We start from the raw sequence: 19,277 nt of genomic DNA, 5'->3' as shown, positions 1-19,277 counted from the left end.
ATAAGGAGCAGATCGTGACCATTGACGATACTTGTGCGAAGCCGCGTTCCAGCGTGGAAGACGTCTGGCCCCTCTCGCCGCTGCAGGAGGGAATGCTCTATCACACCGCCCTCGACGACGATGGGCCGGACACCTACACGGTGCAGACCGTGTACGGCATCGACGGTCCGCTGGACGCCGGGCGGCTGAGGGCGTCGTGGCAGGCGCTCGTGGACCGGCATGCCGCCCTGCGAGCCTGTTTCCGCTATGTCAGCGGCGCGCAGATGGTGCAGGTCATCGCGCGGGACGCCGAGATCCCATGGCGCGAGACGGATCTGTCCGGGCTGCCGGACGACGTCCTCGACAGCGAGGCGGACCGGCTGGCGGCGGACGAGCTGGCCGAGCGTCTCCCCATCGAGGCGGCGCCCCTGATGAAGCTGCACCTCATCCGGCTCGGCCCGGCGAGCCACCGGCTCGTGCACACCCTGCACCATGTCCTGCTGGACGGCTGGTCGATGCCGATCCTGCACCGCGAGCTGGCCGCGATCTACGCGGCGGGCGGCGACGCGTCCGGACTGCCTCCCGCCGTGTCCTACCGGGACTACCTCGCCTGGCTGGGCCGGCAGGACAAGGAGGCGGGCCGGGCGGCCTGGCGAGCGGAACTCGCCGGACTGGACACGCCCACTCTCGTCGCCCCGGCCGATCCGGCCCGCGTGCCGGACATGGGCACCGCGGTGATCGAGCTCTCCACGGAGCTGACCGACCAGCTGGCGCGGCTGGCGCGCGGCCACGGCCTCACCGTGAACACCGTCGTCCAGGGTGCGTGGGCCATGGTCCTGTCGCAGCTGGCCGGCCGCACCGATGTGGTGTTCGGCGCGACCGCCTCGGGGCGGCCCGCCGAGCTGGCCGGCGTGGAGTCGATGGTCGGACAGCTGCTCAACACCCTGCCGGTCCGTGTCCGGCTCGAAGGCGGCCGACGGGTCGTCGAGTTGCTCGCCGAGCTGCAGCGCAGCCAGTCGGCGCTCATGGCCCACCAGCATCTCGGCCTGCAGGAGGTACGGGCCGCCGTCGGACCCGGGGCGGTCTTCGACACGCTCGTCATCTACGAGAACTTCCCCCGCCAGGGACTCGGCCGGGCGGAGGAGAACGGCGGCCTGACTCTGCGCCCAGTGCGGCGGGGACGCAACTCCTCGCACTACCCGTTCACCCTGATCACCGGGCCCGGCGAGGAGATGCCGCTCATCCTCGACTACGACCGGGGCCTCTTCGACCAGGCGGCCGCGGAATCGGTCGTGGGCGCGCTGGCCCGCGTGCTGGAGCGGCTGGTCGCCGAGCCCGACGTCCTCGTCGGCCGTCTGACGCTGCTGAGCGAGGCCGAGCTCGCCCTGGTGGTGGAGGACTGGAACGCGACGGCGGGACCCGAGCCGGGGAAGTCCGTGATCGAGATGTTCGGGCGGCGGGTGGCCACGGCGCCGGACGCGGTGGCGATCACCGACGCCGGCGGCACGGACCTGACCTACGCCGAGGTCGACCAGGCGTCGAACCGGCTGGCCGGCCACCTCGCCGGTCGTGGCGTCGGCCGTGGCGACCGCGTCGGCGTGGCCATGGACAGGTCGTCTGACCTGCTGATCGCGTTCCTGGCGATCTGGAAGGCGGGCGCCGCGTACGTGCCGGTGGACGTCGAGTACCCGGCCGAGCGGATCGCGTACATTCTCGCCGACTCCGGCGTCTCGACCGTCCTGTGCACTCAGGCCACCAGGGGAGTGGCGCCGGAGAACGCGATCGTCCTCGACGCGCCGGAGACCCGCGCGGCCGTGGACGGATGCGCCGCCACGCCGCCGGAGATCCGGCTGAGCGCCGACGACCTGGCGTACGTGATGTACACCTCGGGCTCCACCGGCCTGCCGAAGGGCGTGGGCATCCCCCATGGGGCCGTGGCCGGCCTGGCGGGCGACGAGGGCTGGCAGATCGGCCCGGGCGACGGCGTGCTGATGCACGCGACGCACGTGTTCGACCCTTCGCTCTACGCGATGTGGGTGCCGCTCGCCATGGGTGGCCGGGTCGTGCTCACCGAGCCCGGAGTGCTGGACGCGCGCGGCGTGAGACAGGCCGTCGAACGAGGCGTGAACTTCGTCCATCTCACCGCCGGCACCTTCCGCGCCCTCGCGGAATCGTCCCCGGAGTGTTTCGCGGGCCTGGTCGAGATCGGGACCGGTGGCGACGTGGTTCCGGCGCAGTCCGTGGAGAACCTGCGGCGGGCCCTGCCCGGCCTGCGGGTGCGCAACACCTACGGACCGACCGAGACCACCCTGTGCGCGACGTGGAAGCCGATCGAGCCCGGTGAGACGGTCGGGCGGGAACTGCCGATCGGCCGTCCCATGACGAACCGCAGAATCTACATCCTCGACGCCTTCCTGCGCCCGGTCGCGCCGGGGGTGACGGGCGAGCTGTACATCGCAGGCACAGGGCTGGCCCGCGGCTATCTCGGCCGACCGGACCTGACGGCCGAGCGGTTCGTGGCCGTGCCGGCCTCCGTGGCCCCTTCTTCTCCTGGTGAGCGCATGTACCGCACCGGCGACCTGGCGCGTTGGAACCGCGACGGCGAGGTGGTGTTCGTCGGCCGCACCGACGACCAGGTGAAGATCCGCGGCTACCGGGTGGAGCTGGGCGAGGTGGAGGCCGTGCTGGCGGCCCAGCGCGGGGTGGTCGAGGCAGTCGTCATGGCGCGGGAGGACCAGCCGGGGGAGAAGCGCCTGGTCGGCTACTTCATCTCCGACGGAACCGATGCGGGGCCGGCGGAGATCCGGCGGCGAATGTCCCTGGTCCTGCCCGCGTACATGGTTCCGCTGGCAGTCGTCGCCCTGCCCGCTCTGCCTGTCACGCCCAACGGCAAGGTGGATCGCCGGGCCCTGCCCGCACCGGATCTCGTGGGACGTGCGTCGGACAAGGCGCAGGAGAGCGAGACCGAGAAGGTGTTGTGCGCGCTCTTCGCCGAGATCCTCGGCGTCGACCGGGTAGGCGTCGACGACGCCTTTCATGATCTCGGCGGAAGCTCGGCGCTGGCCATGCGGCTCATCGCGCGCATCCGTGAGGAGCTCGGCGCGGACCTGCCCATCCGGCAGCTGTTCTCCGCGGCCACACCCGCGGGCATCGCCCGGGCGCTGGCCGCGAAGTCACGCCCCGCGCTGGAACCCGCCGAACGGCCGGGCCGGGTGCCCGTCACCGCTCGGCAGCTCAGCACCTGGCTGCTGGCGAGCCCCGGGGAGGAGGCCGCCGGCCTGCACGCCTCGGTCGCGCTGCGCCTGCGCGGCCGGTTGGACGTGCTCGCGCTCGAAGCGGCGCTCGGCGACGTCGCGGCGCGGCACGAGATCCTCCGGACGACCTTCCCCGGGCACGCGCAGAGCGTTCACCAGCACATCCACGACGCCTTGCCGGTAGACCTGACCCCGGTCCCGGCCACCGAGGAGGATCTCCCCAGGTTGCTCGCCGGGCTGCGCGAGTCGGTCTTCGACCTCACCCGGGAGGTGCCGTGGCGGAGCGACCTGTTCGAACTCTCCGACAAGGAGCACATCCTGCACCTGATGGTGCACCGGATCCTCGCCGATGACGACTCGCTGAACGTGTTCCTCCGGGACCTGGCGGCCGCGTACGGCGCGCGGCGCGCCGGCCGGGCACCGGAGCGTGCGCCCCTGGCACTGCAGTTCGCCGACTACGCGATCTGGGAGCGGCGCCTGCTCGAGGGCGAGCGCGATGAGGACAGCCTGATCAACGAGCAGATCGTGTTCTGGCGGGACAATCTGGCGGGCATCCACGGGGAGACGGTGCTGCCGTTCGACCGCCCCCGGTCGGCCGTCTCGTCGCGGCGGGCTGGCACGGTCTCCTTGCGACTGGACGCCGGCGCGCACGCCAGGCTGGTGGAGGCGGTGGACTCGGCCGGCGCGCACACGTTCCAGATCGTGCACGCCGCGCTCGCCATGCTGCTGACCAGACTCGGGGCGGGCCACGACCTGGTGATCGGCACGACGCTGCCGCGAGACGACGACCTCATCGACCTGGAGCCGATGATCGGGCCGTTCGCCCGCCCGCTCGCCCTGCGCACGGACGTCTCGGGCGACCCGGACTTCCTGGAGGTCGTCACCCGGGCGCAGGAGGCGATCCGGTCCGCGCGCCAGCACCTGGACGTGCCCTTCGCCAGGATCACCGAGCTGCTCGACCTGCCGGTCTCGCTCTCTCGCCATCCCGTGTTCCAGGTGGGACTGGAGGTGCACGAGGAGGACATCGGCGCGTGGGACGCGACGGAGCTGCCCGCCCTGCGCACCAGCGTCGAACCTGCCGGGCCGGAGGCCATCGAGCTGGATCTCGCCTTCAGGCTCACCGAGCGCCGCGACGAGGACGACAACGAGGACGGCATCGAGGGCGTCCTCCACTACGCCGCCGACCTCTTCGACCAGGCCACGGCCGAGTCGCTGGCACGGCGGCTGGTCAGCGTCCTGGAGCAGGTGGCGGAGGATCCCCGGCGGCGCGTCAGCGACCTGGACGTCCTTCTGGACGACGCCGAACGCGGACGTCCGGCCGAGGCGCCGGCGAAGTGGTCCGGGGCGGTGCCCCCGGTGGCCGCCGACCTGGCCGAGGGCGGTCCGCTCGGCGCGCTCGTGCTCGACGACCAGTTGCACCCCGCCGTCGCCGGGGGTGTCGGAGATCTCTACCTCACTGGTCCTGCGGTGGACGCGGGTCCGGACGACCGGACGACGGCCTGCCCCTTCGGGGCCACCGGGCGGCGCATGCTGCCCACGGGCCTGCTCGCCCGCTGGTCATCCGCGGGCACTCTGATCGTCGTCGGCGAGCGGCGGCGATCAAGTGGCTCGGTGAAGACCGGCACGGGCGACTTCGAGGTACTGCTGCCGCTGCGAGCGGGCGGCAACCGTCCGCCGCTGTACTGCGTCCATGCGAGCGGGGGGCTGAGCTGGAACTACGCGCCCTTGCTGCGGAGCCTGCCACCGAATCAGCCGGTCTACGGAGTGCAGGCGCGCGGCCTGGCCCGTACGGAACCGCTGGCGGCCGGCGTCGAGGAGATGGCGGCCGACTACGTCGAGCAGATCCGCGCCGTGCAGCCGTCCGGGCCGTACCACCTCCTCGGGTGGTCACTGGGCGGGCGGATCGCGCAGGAGATGGCCAGGGTGCTGGAGGAGCAAGGGGAGGAGGTCGGCCTGCTCGCCCTGCTCGACGCCTATCCCACCGACGTGGGGAGGCTCCGGCGCCCGCGCGGCGATGAGGCCGACCAGGAGGCCGCCGACTTCGACAGGCAGCAGGAGCAGCAGGCGGAGCTGGCCGCCGGAGTAGCCGCGGAGACCGGCGCCCGCAAGCGCCTGGACGAGGTCATGGAGCACCTCGCCCGGGTCGGGCCGTCGCACACCTCCCGGAGCTTCGGCTGCGACATCCTGCTCTTCGTCGCCACGATGAACCGTCCCGCCCATCTGCCCGTGGCGGACGCCATCGCCAGCTGGCAACCCCTCACCACCGGAACCATAGAGCCTCACGAGATCGAGATCGACCACATGCAGATGCTGCAGCCCGCGGCGATGGCCCGGATCGGGGCCGTCGTCGCCGAGAAGCTCCGGCCCCGGCCGGACGGTGAAAGGACGCGATGATGACCAACCCGTTCGACAACGAAGACGGTTCCTTCCTCGTGCTCGTCAACGACGAAGGGCAGCACTCGCTCTGGCCCTCGTTCGCGGAGGTGCCGCTCGGCTGGACCCGCGTCCACGGCGAGGCCACCCGACAGGAATGCCTCGCCTACGTCGAGGAGAACTGGACGGACATCCGGCCGAAGAGCCTCATCGCGGAGGCCGGCGCCTGAGCGAGGGCGTCCAGCCGCTCGATGTGGACAGTTGGACGGCCTCGGCGCTCGTCCGGCCGGCCTGAGACGACCGTTGAGGCGGAAGGACCTGTGAAGTGGAAGTGTTCGAGGAGCTCAACGTTGTCCTGCCCGGGGAACTGCACTGGAGGGACCGATTCGATCCGGTACGACGGCTCCAGACCTTCATGGCCGAGGGCCCGATGACCAAGCTGGGCGCCGAGGAGTCCCCCGGAGGACGGACCGCGTGGCTCGCCACCGGGTTCGACGAGGTCCGGCAGGTTCTGGGCTCGGACAAGTTCAGCTCCAGGCTGCTCTACGGCGGGACCGCGGCCGGAATCACCTTTCCCGGCTTCATCACCCAGTACGACCCGCCGGAGCACACGCGACTGCGCCGGGTGGTGTCGTCCGCGTTCACCGTCCGGCGGATGGAGAGGTTCCGGCCGCAGGTCGATCAGGTCGTCGAGGACAGCCTGGACGCCATCGAGTCCATCGGTGGCCCGCTGGACTTCGTCCCGCATTTCGGGTGGTCCATCGCGACGACGGCGACCTGCGACTTCCTCGGCATTCCGCGTGACGATCAGGTGGAGCTGTCACGCAGCCTGCACGCCACCCGGTCTCGACGGGCGGCCAGCAGGCGCGGAGCCGCCGGGAACAAGTTCATGACGTACATGGGCCAGACCGTGGCTCGCAGGCGTCGCGATCCCGGTGACGACATGCTCAGTGTCGTGGTGCGCGAACACGGGGACGAGATCACCGACGCGGAGCTGACGGGGCTGGCCGCGTTCGTCATGGGCGCGGGCGGTGATCAGGTGGCTCGTTTCCTCGCGGCGGGCGCGTGGCTGATGGTCGAGGCCCCCGAGCAGTTCGCGCTGCTTCGGGAGAAGTCGGACGTCGTCCCCGACTGGCTGGAGGAGATGCTCCGGTATCTCACCATCGACGAGAAGCTCACTCCGCGGATCGCGCTGGAGGACGTGCGCATCGGTGATCACACCATCAAGGCCGGCGACACCGTCACGTGCTCTTTGCTGGGAGCGAACCGGCGAGCCTTCCCCGGCCCGGACGATCGGTTCGACATCACCCGCGAGAGAACGCCGCATGTCGCGTTCGGGCACGGCATCCATCATTGTCTCGGCAGACCCCTGGCCGAGCTCGTATTCCGGTCGGCGATTCCGGCTCTGGCACACCGCTTCCCCGCGCTTCGGCTGGCCGAGCCCGAGCACGAGATCAAGCTGGGGCCGCCGCCGTTCGACGTGAAAGCTCTGCTGCTCGACTGGTAATGCCGGAAGCTGAGGAGAATCATGGTTGTTCCGCTGCCACATCAGCGGCTGAGGCTCGATCCCGTGCCGGCGCTCTTCGAACTGCAGGAGAACGGGCCGCTGCACGAACATGACACGGAGCCGGGACTGGACGGCCACCGGCAATGGCTCGTCACCGGATATGACGAAGTCAGGGAGATTCTCGCCGATGCCGACCGGTTCAGCTCAATGCGCCCGGTCGATGACGAGGCGGATCGGGCCTGGTTGCCGGGGATCCTGCAGTCGTACGATCCGCCTGATCACACCCGGTTGCGCAAGACCGTGACCAGGGCGAACACCGCCCGGCGGATCGAAAGCCTCCGGCCCCGCACCGAGGAGATCGTCGAAGACTGCTTGGACGACCTGGAGAGCATGGGGTCGCCGGCCGACTTCGTCCGGAACGCCGCATGGCCCATCCCGGCGCTGATCGCCTGCGATTTCCTTGGCGTCCCTCGTGACGATCAAGCTGAGTTGTCGAGAATGTTCCGGGACAGCAGGGAGAGCCGAGTCCCCAGGCAGCGGAACCTGTCGGGTCTGGGCATCGTCGACTACACCAGAAAACTGGCGGCTCGCGAACGCCGCGATCCCGGCAAGGGAATGTTCGGTGGCATCGTGCGCGAGCACGGAGGCGATGTCAGCGACGAGGAGCTGGCGGGGCTCGTCGAGGGGATCATGATCGGGGCGGTCGAGCAGATGGCCTCGCAGCTGGCGATCGCGGTGCTGCTCCTCGCGACCCATCCCGCCCAGATGGCGCTGCTCCGCGAGCGTCCGGAGCTCGTGGACAGTGCGACCGAGGAAGTGTTCCGCTACGGGTCGATCGTCGAGACTCCCTCTCCCCGGACCGCGCTTGTCGACATGTGCCTGGCCGGACGTGACATCCATGCCGGTGATGTCCTGACCTGTTCGATTCTGGCGGGCAATCGTGTGCGGGGGGACCGGTTCGACATCACCCGGGAGAACCGCGAGCACATCGCGTTCGGGCACGGCGTCCACTACTGCTTGGGGGCGCCGCTGGCCAGGCTCCAGATGCGGGTGGCGTTGCCGGCGGTGGTCCGCCGGTTTCCGTCGCTCCGGCTGGCGGTCCCGGAGGAGGACCTGCGGTTCAAGCCGGGGAAGCCGGCCCCCTTCGCCGTAGAGGAGCTTCCCGTTGAGTGGTGACGACTCGCGGCCCGTCCACACTCGGCGGCAGGGCTTGGACCCGGCGGACGAACTGCGCGCCGCCGGAACGTTGTCGAGGATCACCATCGGATCAGGCGCGGACGCGGAGGCCACCTGGCTGGCCACGGGGTACGCCGTCGTGCGGCAGGTGCTCGGCGATCACAAGCGGTTCAGCACACGGCGCCGCTGGAACCAGCGGGACGAGATTGGCGGCAAGGGTATGTTCCGGCCGCGTGAGCTGGTCGGGAACCTGATGGACTACGACCCGCCTGAGCACACGCGGCTCCGGCAGAAGCTGACGCCGGGATTCACACTGCGCCGGATACGGCGGCTGAAGCCGTACATCGAACAGATCGTGACCGAACGTCTCGACGCCCTGGAACGGGCGGGTCCCCCTGCGGACCTAGTCGAACTCGTCGCCGACGAGGTGCCCGGGGCCGTGCTGTGCGAGCTGATCGGGGTGCCACGAGACGACCGCGCCATGTTCTTGCAGTTGTGCCACGGGCATCTCGACGCCTCGCGAAGCCAGAAGAGGCGGGCCGCCGCCGGCGCGGCGTTCTCCCGCTACCTGCTGGCCATGATCGCCAGGGAACGGAAGGACCCTGGCGAGGGGCTCCTCGGAGCCGTCCTCGCCGAATACGGTGACACGGCCACGGACGAGGAGCTGAGGGGCTTCTGCGTTCAGGTGATGCTGGCCGGCGACGACAACATCTCCGGCATGATCGGGCTGGGCGTGCTGGCGCTGCTCAGACACCCCGAGCAGATCGCCGCGCTGAGCGGCGACGACCAGTCGGTGGATCGGGCGGTTGACGAGCTGATCCGGTATCTGACCGTCCCCTACGCCCCGACACCCCGAGTCGCCATGGAGGACGTCACCATCGGGGACCAGGTGATCAAGGCGGGAGAGACGGTCTCCTGCTCTCTCCCCGTGGCCAACCGTGACCCCGCCCTGCTGCCGGATGCGAACCGCCTCGACGTCCGGCGCGAGCCCGTCCCCCATGTCGCGTTCGGACACGGCATCCATCATTGCCTGGGAGCCGCCCTGGCCCGCCTCGAACTGCGAACGGTCTATACCGCCCTGTGGCATCGTTTTCCCACGCTGAGGCTTGCGGATCCCGGCCAGGAACCCAGCTTCCGGCTGACCACCCCCGCGTACGGACTGACCAGTCTGATGGTCGCCTGGTAATCGCGCCTGACACCTGGTGAGGCGTATGAAGGGCCCCCGAACGCGTTGGTCCTTTCCACTGTCCGATGCTGCGATTTCCGGCTCCTATCGTCCATTACGAGACGCTGGAAATATTTTCTGACCGCGGCAAGGATCGGATCATCCGAGCGTTCGGGTCGACAGCGAATGGAGTTTCGACTCGGGTATGGATGACGGTATCGATGAAGGCGCGCCGGTCGTGCAGCCGACAGCGAACTACATGATGAGAACGCACTGTGATCCGCATGAGGACATGTTCGCGCTCAGGGCGCGCGGCCCGCTGGTCCGAATAGGCGGGAACGCGGCTACTCAACTGCGCGTGGAGTATGTCTGGCAGGCCATGGGATACGACGTCGTGCGCAAAATACTCGGTGACCACGAGAACTTCACGACGCGCCCCCGGTGGAGTTCGGCGCAGTCGATCGCCGCGGAGCCCATTCCGCCGAATCTCGTCGGTCAGCTGTCGGTTTATGACCCGCCCGAGCACACGCGTCTGCGAGGGATGCTGACTCCGGAGTTCACGGCCCGCCGGATCCGCCGGCTGGAGCCCGCCATGCAGGACCTCATCGATGAGCGCATCGACGAGATGGAGGCCGAGGGACCGCCCGCGGACGTCCAGGCGCTGTTCGCCGATCCGGTCGGCGCGGGAGTTCTGTGCGAGCTGCTCGGCATCCCGCGCGACGATCGCATCGAGTTCATCCGACGTGTCAGGCAGAACGTTGATCTCAGCCGCGGATTCAAGGCCCGGGCGGCCGACAGCGCGGCGTTCGACCGGTATCTGAACGGCCTCATCACCCGGCAGCGGAAGGACCCCGACGAGGGATTCATCGGCATGCTTGTGCGAGAGCACGGAGAAGAGGTCACGGACGACGAGCTGAAGGGCGTGCTCACGGCGCTGATCCTCGGTGGTGTCGAAACCGTCGCGGGAATGATCGGCTTCGGGGTTCTCGCGCTTCTGGATCATCCCGGCCAGCGGCAGTCGCTCTTCGCCGGACGCGAGGAAGCCGATCGCGTGGTCAGTGAACTGCTGCGTTTTCTGTCGCCCGTGCAGCAGCCGAACCCACGGCTGGCCGTCCGCGACGTGGTCGTCGACGGACATCGGATCAAGGCAGGAGATTACGTCCTGTGCTCGATCCTGATGGCGAACCGGGATGAGGAGCTGACGCCGAATGCCAACGTCCTCGACGTGAGCCGTGATGGTGGCTCGCACGTCGGGTTCGGGCACGGCATCCACTACTGCATAGGCGCGGCGATAGCACGGACGCTGCTGCGCATGGCCTATCAGACCTTGTGGCGTCGACTTCCCGGGCTGCGCCTGGCGGTGTCCGCCGAGGAAGTGAGGTTCCGCAACGCGTTCATCGATTGCCCGGACCAGTTGCCGGTCACCTGGTAGCGAGCGACAACGAAGGAGAAGACGGTGGAAGAGTTCGATGTGGTGGTCGCCGGGGGCGGCCCGGGCGGTTCGACCGTGGCGTCACTGGTGGCCATGCAGGGCCATCGGGTGCTGCTGCTGGAGAAGGAGGTCTTCCCGCGGTACCAGATCGGTGAGTCGTTGCTGCCCTCGACCGTGCACGGGGTGTGCCGGATGCTCGGGGTGACCGACGAGCTTGCGGCGGCGGGGTTCCCCGTGAAGCGAGGAGGCACGTTCCGGTGGGGGGCGCGGCCGGAGCCGTGGACCTTCTCGTTCTCCGTCTCTCCGCGGATCACGGGTCCGACGACTTTCGCCTACCAGGTGGAGCGGGCACGGTTCGATGAGATCCTGCTCAACAACGCCAAACGCAAAGGCGTGGTGGTGCGGGAGGGATGTTCGGTCACCGAGGTGATCGAAGACGGTGAACGCGTCACCGGCCTGCGTTACGTCGACCCTGACGGTGGCGAGCATGCGGTGTCCGCACGTTTCGTGATCGACGCGTCGGGCAACAAGAGCCGGTTGTACTCCAGCGTCGGCGGCACCCGGAACTATTCGGAGTTCTTCCGCAGCCTGGCGCTCTTCGGCTACTTCGAGGGCGGCAAGCGGCTGGCGGCTCCGTATTCGGGCAACATCCTGAGCGTCGCCTTCGACAGCGGCTGGTTCTGGTACATCCCGCTGAGCGACACGCTGACCAGCGTGGGCGCGGTGGTGCGCCGGGAGATGGCGGAGAAGATCCAGGGAGATCGGGAGAAGGCGCTGGCCGCCTTGATCGCCGAGTGTCCGCTGATCTCGGACTACCTTGCGCCGGCGCGCCGGGTGACGACCGGCAAGTACGGGCAGCTGCGGGTCCGCAAGGACTATTCCTACCACCAGACGAAGTTCTGGCGGCCCGGGATGATCCTGGTGGGCGATGCCGCGTGCTTTGTGGATCCGGTGTTCTCCTCCGGGGTGCATCTGGCCACCTACAGCGGCCTGCTGGCGGCCCGGTCGATCAACAGCATCCTGGCCGGTGACGTGGACGAGAAGACCGCCCTCATCGAGTTCGAGACACGATATCGCCGCGAGTACAGCGTGTATTACGAATTCCTTCTGGCGTTCTACCAGATGAACGTGAACGAGGAATCGTATTTCTGGCACGCCAAGAAGGTCACCAACAACGAGGAGTACTCCGAGCTGGAGTCGTTCGTGGACCTGGTGGGCGGTCTGTCCTCCGGTGAGGCGGTGCTGGCGACCTCAGGCCGGATCGCCGAGCGCAGCGCCGAGTTCGCTGCGGCCATCGACGAGATGGCCGACGGCGACGATGCCAACATGGTGCCGCTGTTCAAGTCACAGGTGGTCAAACAGGTGATGCAGGAGGGCGGGCAGGAGCAGATGAGGGCGGTGCTCGGTGAAGACGCCGAACCCGAGCTGCCACTGTTCCCCGGCGGGCTGGTGACCTCACCCGACGGAATGAGATGGCTCCCCTACCATCCCGCGTAAGGCTCTCGCCTTCCGGTCGATTCGCGCGACGTCAGATTTCACGACGCGTCCGGTGACTGCCCGGATGGGCTCCCGGTCGCCTGGTGGCTCCTCAGAATCCACGGAACAGGGATACGAAATGCGCGTGTTGTTGTCGACGTCTGGATCACGCGGTGACGTCGAACCGCTCCTGGGGCTGGCGGTGCGGCTGCGGGCGCTCGGCGCGGAGATACGGATGTGCGCACCGCCGGACTGCGCGGAGCGACTGGCCGAGGTCGAGGTGCCGCTGGTGCCGGTCGGCACATCGATGCGCGCGATGATGCACGGGAAGAGGCCGCCCTCACCCAAGGACGTGCCCCGGCTCGACGCCGAGGCGATCGCCGCGCAGCTCGACCAGGTCCCGTCGGCCGCCGAGGGGTGTGACGTGGTGGTGGTGAGCGGCGTGCTGTCGGCGGCGGTCGGCGTCCGGTCGGTGGCCGAGAAGCTGGGCATCCCTTACGTCTACGTCTTCTACTGCCCCATCTATGTGCCGTCGCCGTACTACCCGCCACCGCCGCCCCTCGGTGAGCGGCCCGCGCAGGACGGGACCGACAACCGGGTGCTGTGGGACCGGAACAACCAGGGCGCCTACAAGCGGTTCGGCGATGCGCTCAACAGCCAACGGGCCTCGATCGGCCTGCCACCGGTGGAGGACGTCTTCGCCTACGGCTACACCGATCGCCCCTTGCTGGCTGCGGACCCGGTCCTGGCCCCGCTGCAGCGGACGGACCTCGACGTCGTGCAGACCGGTGCGTGGATCATGCCCGACGAACGGTCCCTTCCTGCCGAGCTGGAGGCGTTCCTGGAGGTCGGCCCACCGCCGGTGCACGTGGAGTTCGGCAGCGGGCCCGCACCCGCTGACGCCGCGAGAGCGGCCGTCGAGGCGATCCGGGCCCATGGCCACCGGGTGATCGTCTCCCGTGGCTGGGCCGGTCTGGTCCCGCCCGACGACCGGAGCGACTGCCTCACCGTCGGCGAAGTGAACCACCAGGTGCTGTTCGGCCGAGTGGCCGCCGTCGTCCACGCCGGCAGCGCGGGCATAACGACCGCGGTCACCCGGGCAGGCACCCCCCAGGTCGTGGTGCCCCAAATGACCGACCAGCCGTACTACGCCGGTCGGGTGGCCGAGCTGGGCATCGGGGTGGCACACGACGGACGGGCTCCGACCGTGGAGGCCCTGTCAGCCGCGCTCACCACGGCTCTGGCTCCCGAGACCCGCGCGCGGGCGATCGACGTGGCCCGGAAGATCCGCGCCGACGGGGCGACCGTGGCCGCGAAACTGCTGCTCGACGCGGTCCGGGACGCCGGGCGGAACAGAACGGAGTGACGATGGATTCCGAGAGCGTGCGCAGGGAGCTGCGGCTGGGGGAGAACACCAGGGCGTGGCTCTCCCGGATCGATGAGCTCGGACCGCCTCCCGAGCCGATACGGCTGCCGCGGGGCGATGAGGTGCGTGATCTCTTGCGGCGACTGGAGGTGCCGGATCCCGACGTCGAGGAGATCGTGGCGGCCACCCCCGATCCGGATCGCGACCCGGCCCTGTGGTGGCTGCTCGAGCGCGCCCACCACGAGATCGTCCGTCACATGGGCGATCCCAAGGTGAAGGTACGGGGCGGGCCGACCCTGCCGTACGAGACCGGGGCCGCCGCACGCTACTTCCACGTGTACGTCTTCCTCGCGACGATTCCGGCGCTGCGCCGCTTCCACGCGACACGGGACATCCCCGAGGCGACCACCTGGGAGACCCTGACGCAGCTGGGGGAATCGGTCGCGATCCATCGCCGCAAGTACGGCGAGGGCGGCACGCACATGCCGTGGTGGCTCACTTTCCTCGTGCGCGGCTTGGTCTACCGGCTCGGCCGTCTCCAATTCAGCCTGGTCGTCGCGAGGGACGGCACGCCCGTCCTCGGTATGCACGTCCCCGAAGTGGGCGGACCGTTGATACCTGACATCTATAACGACTCGTTGCGTCGTGCCCGCCCGTTCTTCGATCGGCATTTTCCCGAGCACGGCGCCAGGGTGGCGACGGGCACATCGTGGTTGCTCGATCCGCAGCTGGCCGAGTATCTCGCCGAGGACTCCCATATCCTGCAGGTCAGACGCGACTGGACGCTCATCGACTCCGAACCGGAGGACGGGGACGACGCGATCCTGGAGTTTGTCTTCCGCTACAACGGCCAGCCGCTGGAGGAGCTTCCTCAGCGCTCGGCGCTGGAGAGGGCGGTGGTCACGCATCTGAAGGCGGGGCGTCACTGGCACCAGCGCAGCGGCCGCGTCGAGCTGCCCTAGTGCGGTCGGCCCAGGCTAGGCCTGGTCCCCGTTCTGGCTCACCAGGCCCGCGCCGGGGTGGGGCAGCCGTCGTGGTGGCGTGCCACCGTGCTCGGGGTGGTACTCGAAGTGCCACCACTCGTTGTCGTAGATGCGGTAGAGGTCGTAGCGGGCGCCGTGCACCTCAAGCCAGCGCGCGCCCTCGTGGGGCCGTACGTCCAGCGCTATGCCCTTGACGTGGTTGGATTCCGCCGGTGGCGCCACGAACATCCGTGCCGAGGCCACGGACCCGGAGCGGCGCACCTCCTCGTCGAACATCCGTTGCTGGACGATGGGATCGCGGTATCCCGAAGTGAGACCGATGAGCTGGCTGTGACGCCACAGCGCCTCGGTCCGCGCCGCGGTGAACGCCGCCCTGGCGCTGTCGTTGAGCCCGGTGAGGTCCTCGGCCGGGAATCGCATGCTCAAGGCCCAGCCGCAGGCCAGTTCGCGGGCGCGGCCTGGCCAGCGTAAGAATGCCGCGGGCAGCAGGAGCACGGCGAGCAGCCGCGTGACCGCGGCGTACACCCCGTCTCGGGCCCGAGGTGGGAGAGTGCGTGGTTCGTTGCCGCTCTCGGAGATGTTCTTGTCATCGCCGCGGCTGTCGTCGCGCGTGACGGCATTGCCGGTCTCGGCGGATCCGTTCGGACCCGCGTCGGCCTGGACGACCGCGGCATGGGTGGTCGGCGGCCGTCGTCTTCTCCTCATGCTGCTCCTCGAAGTGGTGATTTGACACCAGTTCTACAGAGCGGAAGGTGACACGAGCGTCAGAGAACGTGTGACCGCCTTGTGACCGCGTCCATCAGATGCGATATCCCTCGCGCGGGACGGTTTCGATCACCGGCGGCTGGCCGAGCTTCGACCGGAGCCGGTTGATCGTCGCCTTCACGGTCGTGGTGAACGGGTCGGCTTGCTCGTCCCAAACCCGTTCGAGCAGCTCCTCGGCCGACACCACCCGGCCGCGCGCGGTCAGCAGGTGCTCCAGGACGGCCAGCTCCTTGGTGGTCAACGGTAGCCGCATGCCGCCCCTGATCGCCACCCGCTGCGCCGGATCGAGCCGCAGATCGCCGTGGACCAGGATCGGCGGCGCAGGAGGATGCGCGCGCCTGCCCAGAGCGCGGATGCGCGCCACCAGCTCGGCGTAGGCGAACGGCTTCGGCAGATAGTCGTCGGCGCCCAGGCTCAGGCCCGCCACCCGGTCAGCGGTCGTCCCGGAAGCGGTGAGCATCAGCAGGCGGGTCCTGCGACCGTCCGCGGCGATCTGAGCGCAGAGGTCGTCGCCGTGGACGCCGGGAATATCCCGATCGAGCACCACAACGTCGTAGTCGATCACGGAGACGCGCTCTTGGGCGTCATCGCCATCGTGACTGACATCGACGGCCATGCCTTCGCGACGCAGCACCCGCGCCACCGACTCGGCCAGGTCGACTTGGTCCTCCACCACCAGAACGCGCATCGTGCCGCCGTCTCGATCGGGGGATCTCAGTCCTGACACCATATCTCACGCCTGGTCGACCCCCGAGTTCCCGCCGGGCACCGGAGGGACGTGCCAGCCGTGGAAACGGAGTGCCTTGGCGAGCCGGCCGGTGTCCTCCGGACGCACGGAGACCTCGACCACACCGACCGGCAGGCCGGCCGAGTGCTCCAGGCGGACGTCCTCGATGTTGACGTCCGCGAGACCCGCCGCGTTGAAGAGCCTTGCCAGCTCTCCCGGCCGGTCCTGCAGGACCACCTGGATCACCGTATATTCGCGCGCCGGGCCGCCGTGCTTGTCGGGGATCCGGCCGTGGCCGTCCACGCCACGCCGCAGCAGATCCGTCACGTCATCGAGATCGCCGGACCGCAGCGCCGAGGCCGCCGCGGCGAGATCGGCCGCGATCCGCTCCAGCACCCCGGCCACCGGCAGGGCGTTCCGGGAAAGGATCGTCCGCCACAGCCGGGGATCCCCTGCGGCGATGCGCGTCACATCGCGCAGCCCCTGTCCCGCCAGCCCCAGTGCGACGTCGTCGCCGTCCTTCAGGCACGCCGCCACCGCGGACGCGGCCACGTGCGGGGCGTGCGACACCAGCGCCACCGCCGCGTCGTGCTCGCCCGCGCTCACGGTGACGGCCTCCGCGCCGCACATCGAGACCAGCTCCCTGGCCAGCCGTACGGCATCCGCGCCGGTCTCGGGGTGGGGGCAGAGCGCCCAGGGGCGCCCGAGGAACAGATCGGCGCGTGCGGCGGCCGGGCCGGACCGCTCCCGGCCGGCGAGCGGGTGTCCAGGGACATAGGAGGTCAGGTCGCAGCCGAGCCGCTCCGCGTCGGCGATCGGACCAACTTTGACGCTGGTCACATCGGTGTACGCCCGCGCGGCCTCCCGCTTCTGCAGATCGGCCAGTTGCTGCCCCACGATGGGCGGGGGCACGGCGATCAACGCCAGGTCCACGCTCTGACCGGTCCACTCCTGGCCCGCGCCGAGCGCTCGCGCCGTCCGTACGGCATGTGCGTCGACGTCGGAGAGGTAGACCGCCACCCCCTTCTCGCGAAGGGCGAGCGCGGCCGAGGTGCCGATCAGACCCGTGCCGACGATGAGCGTCTTCTCCAGGGTCACGGCTACTTTCTTATGCCCGCGCACTGGGCGGTGTCCATCGGCGGAGCCTGGGCACCGCGCCATTTCGACATGACGGATCGCCGAGCGACTTCCGTGGCCCGCCGGCGCCATTGATGCGCCAATCTATTCCCTTACTCGGCAGGTCAGGGGAGCCGGGCTTCTTTCTGGATTCACGTATGTCCTTTGAAAGGACAGCCGCCCGCATGCGGGGCGAAGGCGCGCCCGCTCCTCCGGATCGCCAGGAGGAACCGGCGTGCGTTGTGCCGGGACCCGGCCATCCGGCGGCACCTCACCGTCGGCCTGCCGGAACTCCTTGGGCGGACCAGCATGGTCACGGCCGGCTACCGGCCTCTTGACCGGGATCACCTCGCCTGGGAACCGGCGTCACGCACGAAACCGTGAGAACGCCGGAGCCCTGCCGGGCCCGCGGCGGCAGGGCAGACCAATAAACATGAATTGACGCGCCGGTGACCGCTCGATTTTGCGCCGAGCCATCATGGGGATACTCCCGGATCCGCGACTGAGCTGCCGTCCTCGGGTCGCGCTTATCCGAAACTAGGGGGGTCGATGTCCAGGATAGGGGGTGGTACGACGTGTAGAGCTCCTTTAACCTTCCGGAGGAAGGCCTAAACCGAAAGTCGGAGTGATCGGAATGCTAACGGGAAGCGTTTCGCAATTCGATGAGGTACACGGCTACGGATTCGCGGCGACAGCGTCCATTTCTATGCCGCGTGGAGTTGCCGAAGAACAGAGGATGCGTTGCATTCTCTCGACAGTGGACTTGGCCGATGGGCCTATGTGGCTCTCGCTGGAAAGTCCGTGCTTGCCCAGGACCAGACGCTGCAGGTGCGACGGGGGATCGTCGAAAGTGCGCAAGACGTACGCGGCTGGGTTGATTTCTGAACGCCCCCGAATCCGATATGACGCTAATCGAATCGGAGGCTAGGTGGACCCGACGGGAGTCGACATAGTCGCTCTCCCTGTCGTCGAAATCGAGTTGTCCCGGCTGTCTTCTGTGTACTCACCACGAACCTCAGGTGAGGACCCAGAGCATGTCGAGACCCTGTTGTCGGCGCAAGGGGAGCTTCCGCCCATTCTCGTTCACCGACCAACGATGCGGGTGATCGATGGCCTGCACCGATTGAAAGTGGCGCGAGTCAGGGGCGAGACGAAAATCGCGGTAAGGCTGATCGACGGCACCGAATCCGACGCCTTCGTGCTGGCCGTCGAGGCGAACGTGCGGCATGGGCTGCCGCTCTCACTGGCCGACCGCAAGCGTGCGGCCGTCCGGATCATCGGGACACATCCGCAATGGTCGGATCGGCGGGTGGCCTCGGCGACCGGCATATCCGCCAGTACGGTGGCCGACCTGCGTAAACGCAGAGGACAGGACGGGGACGAGGCCAGGATCGGGCGGGACGGGCGCATCCGTCCGGTCGACAGTTCGGAGGGGAGGAGACTCGCCGCCGAGCTCATCCGCAGCCATCCGGACCTTTCGCTCCGCCAGGTCGCCAAACAGGTCGGCATTTCTCCGGAGACGGTCAGGGATGTGAGAGGCCGGCTGGAGCAGGGTGAGAGCCCGATCCCGGACGGAAGCAGGAGGTTACGGACCAAGCCGGAGTCACTGCGCCGGCCGGAACAGGACTTCGGCCACGCCGGGGGCCGGGATCGCCAGGCCGTGCTGGAACGGCTCAAGGCCGATCCCGCGCTGCGTCTGACCGAAACCGGCCGAATCCTGTTGCGAATGTTATCCTTGCACTCAATCGACGGTCAGGAATGGGAAAGGATCTTGCGCGGAGTTCCGCCGCATTGGGACGCCGTTGTTGCTAGATGCGCCAGGGACCATGCCCAGATCTGGGCGGCTTTCGCGGATCGCCTGGAGGGGCGCGCGACCGATCTGGCCGCCGGGTGATCGCGGGCGAATTGACCGGGGGGCCATATGGAGAGCAACGAGATAAGACCGGATAAGGCACACG

The 19,277-nt window shown here is 68.9% G+C and carries 13 protein-coding genes; 10 read left to right on the top strand and 3 right to left on the bottom strand.

Going from position 1 to position 19,277, the window contains the following annotated elements; all coding sequences use genetic code 11:
• Positions 1–14 precede the first annotated feature (14 nt).
• The 9 genes from PKF00_RS09825 (at position 15) to PKF00_RS09785 (ending at position 14,690) form a co-directional block, all read left to right on the top strand.
• Positions 15–5,627, top strand: a complete 5,613-nt coding sequence (locus tag PKF00_RS09825) for a non-ribosomal peptide synthetase (protein ID WP_271217101.1) — start codon at positions 15–17, stop codon at positions 5,625–5,627.
• Positions 5,627–5,836 carry an MbtH family protein gene (locus PKF00_RS09820; RefSeq protein WP_271217100.1) on the top strand — a complete coding sequence of 70 codons (210 nt, stop codon included), beginning with the start codon at positions 5,627–5,629 and terminating at the stop codon, positions 5,834–5,836. Before PKF00_RS09825 ends, PKF00_RS09820 begins: the two co-directional genes overlap by 1 nt.
• A 95-nt stretch (positions 5,837–5,931) precedes the next feature.
• Positions 5,932–7,113, top strand: coding sequence for a cytochrome P450 (locus PKF00_RS09815; protein WP_271217099.1), 1,182 nt, complete (start codon positions 5,932–5,934; stop codon positions 7,111–7,113).
• Positions 7,114–7,134: 21 nt separating this feature from the next.
• Positions 7,135–8,289 (top strand): cytochrome P450, encoded by a 1,155-nt coding sequence (locus PKF00_RS09810; RefSeq protein ID WP_271217098.1) that lies wholly within the window; start codon positions 7,135–7,137, stop codon positions 8,287–8,289.
• A complete protein-coding gene (locus PKF00_RS09805; protein ID WP_271217097.1) occupies positions 8,279–9,475 on the top strand; it encodes a cytochrome P450 in 1,197 nt (398 codons plus the stop codon). The genes PKF00_RS09810 and PKF00_RS09805 overlap by 11 nt, the downstream gene beginning before the upstream one ends.
• A gap of 184 nt (positions 9,476–9,659) precedes the next feature.
• Positions 9,660–10,886, top strand: a complete 1,227-nt coding sequence (locus tag PKF00_RS09800; protein ID WP_271217096.1) for a cytochrome P450 — start codon at positions 9,660–9,662, stop codon at positions 10,884–10,886.
• Positions 10,887–10,910: 24 nt separating this feature from the next.
• Positions 10,911–12,383, top strand: coding sequence for a tryptophan 7-halogenase (locus PKF00_RS09795; RefSeq protein ID WP_271217095.1), 1,473 nt, complete (start codon positions 10,911–10,913; stop codon positions 12,381–12,383).
• A 118-nt stretch (positions 12,384–12,501) separates the two neighbouring features.
• Complete coding sequence (locus PKF00_RS09790) at positions 12,502–13,728, top strand: glycosyltransferase (RefSeq protein ID WP_271217094.1); 1,227 nt, start codon at positions 12,502–12,504, stop codon at positions 13,726–13,728.
• A gap of 2 nt (positions 13,729–13,730) precedes the next feature.
• A complete protein-coding gene (locus PKF00_RS09785; RefSeq protein ID WP_271217093.1) occupies positions 13,731–14,690 on the top strand; it encodes an acyltransferase domain-containing protein in 960 nt (319 codons plus the stop codon).
• A gap of 15 nt (positions 14,691–14,705) precedes the next feature.
• On the opposite strand, the gene vanY-N is transcribed toward PKF00_RS09785, so the two are convergent.
• The 3 genes from vanY-N to PKF00_RS09770 form a co-directional block, all read right to left on the bottom strand.
• The gene (vanY-N, locus tag PKF00_RS09780; RefSeq protein ID WP_271217092.1) at positions 14,706–15,416 is read right to left on the bottom strand and encodes a D,D-peptidase/D,D-carboxypeptidase VanY-N; all 711 of its coding nucleotides are present in this window, start codon (positions 15,414–15,416) and stop codon (positions 14,706–14,708) included.
• Positions 15,417–15,510: 94 nt separating this feature from the next.
• A complete protein-coding gene (locus PKF00_RS09775; RefSeq protein ID WP_271217091.1) occupies positions 15,511–16,164 on the bottom strand; it encodes a response regulator transcription factor in 654 nt (217 codons plus the stop codon).
• Positions 16,165–16,209: 45 nt separating this feature from the next.
• Positions 16,210–17,301, bottom strand: a complete 1,092-nt coding sequence (locus tag PKF00_RS09770) for a prephenate dehydrogenase (RefSeq protein WP_271217090.1) — start codon at positions 17,299–17,301, stop codon at positions 16,210–16,212.
• Positions 17,302–18,247: 946 nt separating this feature from the next.
• On the opposite strand from PKF00_RS09770, the gene PKF00_RS09765 reads away from it, so the two are divergent.
• Positions 18,248–19,213: a ParB/RepB/Spo0J family partition protein gene (locus PKF00_RS09765; RefSeq protein ID WP_271217089.1), complete on the top strand. Its 966-nt coding sequence runs from the start codon at positions 18,248–18,250 to the stop codon at positions 19,211–19,213.
• Positions 19,214–19,277: the final 64 nt, after the last annotated feature.

The organism is Streptosporangium carneum (assembly GCF_027922005.1).
GTDB lineage: Bacteria > Actinomycetota > Actinomycetes > Streptosporangiales > Streptosporangiaceae > Streptosporangium > Streptosporangium carneum.
Note: the sequence above shows the minus strand (reverse complement) of the source record. Positions and strands in the feature narration are given on the sequence as shown.

Coding starts and splice junctions, on each gene's coding strand:
- PKF00_RS09820 (WP_271217100.1), top strand. CDS start 5,627: ATGACCAACCCGTTCGACAACGAAGACGGTTCCTTCCTCGTGCTCGTC.
- PKF00_RS09810 (WP_271217098.1), top strand. CDS start 7,135: ATGGTTGTTCCGCTGCCACATCAGCGGCTGAGGCTCGATCCCGTGCCG.
- PKF00_RS09800 (WP_271217096.1), top strand. CDS start 9,660: ATGGATGACGGTATCGATGAAGGCGCGCCGGTCGTGCAGCCGACAGCG.
- PKF00_RS09790 (WP_271217094.1), top strand. CDS start 12,502: ATGCGCGTGTTGTTGTCGACGTCTGGATCACGCGGTGACGTCGAACCG.
- PKF00_RS09785 (WP_271217093.1), top strand. CDS start 13,731: ATGGATTCCGAGAGCGTGCGCAGGGAGCTGCGGCTGGGGGAGAACACC.
- vanY-N (WP_271217092.1), bottom strand. CDS start 15,416: ATGAGGAGAAGACGACGGCCGCCGACCACCCATGCCGCGGTCGTCCAG.
- PKF00_RS09775 (WP_271217091.1), bottom strand. CDS start 16,164: ATGCGCGTTCTGGTGGTGGAGGACCAAGTCGACCTGGCCGAGTCGGTG.